Below are 2163 nucleotides of genomic sequence, written 5' to 3' on the forward strand. Positions count from 1 at the left end.
ACCTACCTGCGGGTCAGCGCGCTGGGCATCCCGGCCATGCTGACCGTGCTGGCCGCCACCGGCGTGCTGCGCGGCCTGCAGGACACCCGCACGCCCCTGCTGGTGGCGGTCGGCGGCTTCACCGCCAACCTCGGCCTCAACCTCGTCCTGGTGTACGGCGCCGGCCTCGGGGTGGCCGGCTCGGCCTGGGGGACCGTGCTGGCGCAGAGCGCGATGGCCGCCGTCTACCTGGTCGTGGTGGTCCGCGGTGCCCGCCGCGAGCGGGCCGGACTGCGCCCGGACCTCGCCGGCATCCGGGCCTGCGCACGGGCCGGCGGGCCGCTGATGGTGCGGACCCTGAGCCTGCGCGCGGTGCTGGTGCTGGCCACCGCGGTGGCCGCCCGGCTCGGCGACCAGCAGGTGGCGGCGCACCAGATCGCCATGAGCCTGTGGGCCTTCCTCGCCTTCGCGCTGGACGCCATCGCGATCGCCGGGCAGGCGATCATCGGACGGCACCTGGGCGCCGGCGACCGGCCCGGTGCCCGGGCCGCGACCCGGCGGATGGTCGAGTGGGGCGTCGCCTCGGGGGTGCTGCTCGGGCTGCTGGTGGTGCTCAGCCGACCGCTGTACGTGCCGCTGTTCACCCCGGACCCCGCCGTCCAGCACCAGCTCTCCACCGTGCTGCTGCTGGTCGCGCTGACCCAGCCGGCGGCCGGCCTGGTCTTCACCCTGGACGGCGTGCTGATGGGTGCCGGCGACGGCCCCTACCTGGCCTGGGCCAGCCTCGGCACGCTGGCCGCGTTCGTGCCGCTCGCCCTCGCGGTGCCCGCCCTGGGCGGGGGGCTGGCCGGGCTCTGGTGGGCGATGAACGCCTTCATGCTGGTGCGCGGCGCCTTCCTGCTGGGCCGGGTGCGCACCGGCTCCTGGCTGGTGACCGGCGCCGTCCGGGCCTGACCCCACCGTCCGGGCCCGACCCGAGGGTGCCGGTCCCGGGCCGACCCGACGGCGCCCTGTGGACCTGCCCCGCACACGCCCGAGGGCCGGGGCCTCCGCGAACGGAGACCCCGCCCCTCGGGGTGGTCGGCCCGACCGGGGCCGGGCCGACCGGAGCGTACTCAGGCAGCCACGACGGCGACGTCGAGGTTGGCCTGGACGTCGGCGTGCAGCTTGACCGAGACCTTGTGGGTGCCCACGGTCTTGATCGGCGAAGCGATCGTGACGGCGCGCTTGTCCACCACCGGGCCGCCGGCGGCCTTGACGGCCTCGACGACGTCGGCCTGGGTCACCGAGCCGAACAGACGGCCGGCCTCGCCGGAGCGAACGGCCAGCTTGACCTGCAGGCCCTCCAGCTTGCCCTTGAACTCGTTGGCAGCCTCGAGCGTCTGGATCTCGTGCACCTTGCGGGCACGACGGATCGCGTCGACGTCCTTCTGGCCACCCTTGGTCCAGCGGATGGCGAAGCCACGCGGGACCAGGAAGTTGCGGGCGTAGCCGTCCTTGACCTCGACGACCTCGCCTGCGCCACCGAGACCGGAGACCTCGTGCGTGAGGATGATCTTCATTCTTCGGTCACCCTCTCTTAGCGCGCGGTGCTGGTGTAGGGCAGCAGGGCCATCTCACGGCTGTTCTTCACGGCCGTGGCGACGTCACGCTGGTGCTGGGTGCAGTTGCCGGTGACCCGGCGGGCACGGATCTTCCCGCGGTCGGAGATGAACTTCCGCAGCAGGTTCGTGTCCTTGTAGTCAACGTAGTTGACCTTGTCCTTGCAGAAGACGCAAACCTTCTTCTTCGGCTTGCGAGCAGGCGGCTTCGCCATGATGTGCTCCAAAAAGGGATCACGATCCGGGTCCGTCCGTCCGAGGACGGCGCGGAGCCCGGGTCGCACGAAATCTGTCAGCTCTTAGAACGGGGGCTCTTCCGAGAAGCCGCCACCGGACGGGGCACCCCAGCTGCCGCCACCCTGGTTTCCACCAGAGGGAGCGCTGGACGCCCAGGGGTCGTCGGCCGGGCCGGAGGACTGGCCGCCGCCGGAGGTGTTGCCACCCCAGCTGCCGCCACCCTGCTGACCGCCACCGCCGCCCCAGCCGCCACCCTGGCCGCCGCCGCCCTGCTGGCCGCCGCCGAAGCCGCCGCCACTACCGCCGCCGGGGGCGCCGGACCGGTTGGCCCGGGTCACCTTGGCGG

The 2163-nt window shown here is 73.3% G+C and carries 4 protein-coding genes; 1 reads left to right on the plus strand and 3 read right to left on the minus strand.

The features are described from left to right. The coding region (locus ABD323_RS40535; RefSeq protein WP_344447121.1) for an MATE family efflux transporter at positions 1 to 933 on the plus strand (933 nt) is incomplete at its 5' end. Positions 934 to 1094: 161 nt separating this feature from the next. Here the strand turns inward: ABD323_RS40535 and rplI are convergent. The 3 genes from rplI to ABD323_RS40550 form a co-directional block, all read right to left on the minus strand. Continuing rightward, on the minus strand, positions 1095 to 1541 hold the full coding sequence (gene rplI, locus ABD323_RS40540) for a 50S ribosomal protein L9 (RefSeq protein WP_344447122.1): 447 nt from the start codon (positions 1539 to 1541) through the stop codon (positions 1095 to 1097). Positions 1542 to 1558: 17 nt separating this feature from the next. After that, entirely contained in the window at positions 1559 to 1795 is a 237-nt protein-coding gene (gene rpsR / locus ABD323_RS40545) for a 30S ribosomal protein S18 (RefSeq protein WP_030304537.1), read from the minus strand. A gap of 84 nt (positions 1796 to 1879) precedes the next feature. Continuing rightward, the coding region (locus ABD323_RS40550) for a single stranded DNA-binding domain-containing protein (RefSeq protein WP_486327169.1) at positions 1880 to 2163 on the minus strand (284 nt) is incomplete at its 5' end.

It is taken from the genome of Kitasatospora nipponensis, assembly GCF_039528135.1.
Classification (GTDB): Bacteria; Actinomycetota; Actinomycetes; order Streptomycetales; family Streptomycetaceae; genus Kitasatospora; species Kitasatospora nipponensis.

Excerpts from the sequence above, each read along its gene's own strand:
- rplI (WP_344447122.1), bottom strand. The coding sequence starts at position 1,541 with ATGAAGATCATCCTCACGCACGAGGTCTCCGGTCTCGGTGGCGCAGGC.
- rpsR (WP_030304537.1), bottom strand. The coding sequence starts at position 1,795 with ATGGCGAAGCCGCCTGCTCGCAAGCCGAAGAAGAAGGTTTGCGTCTTC.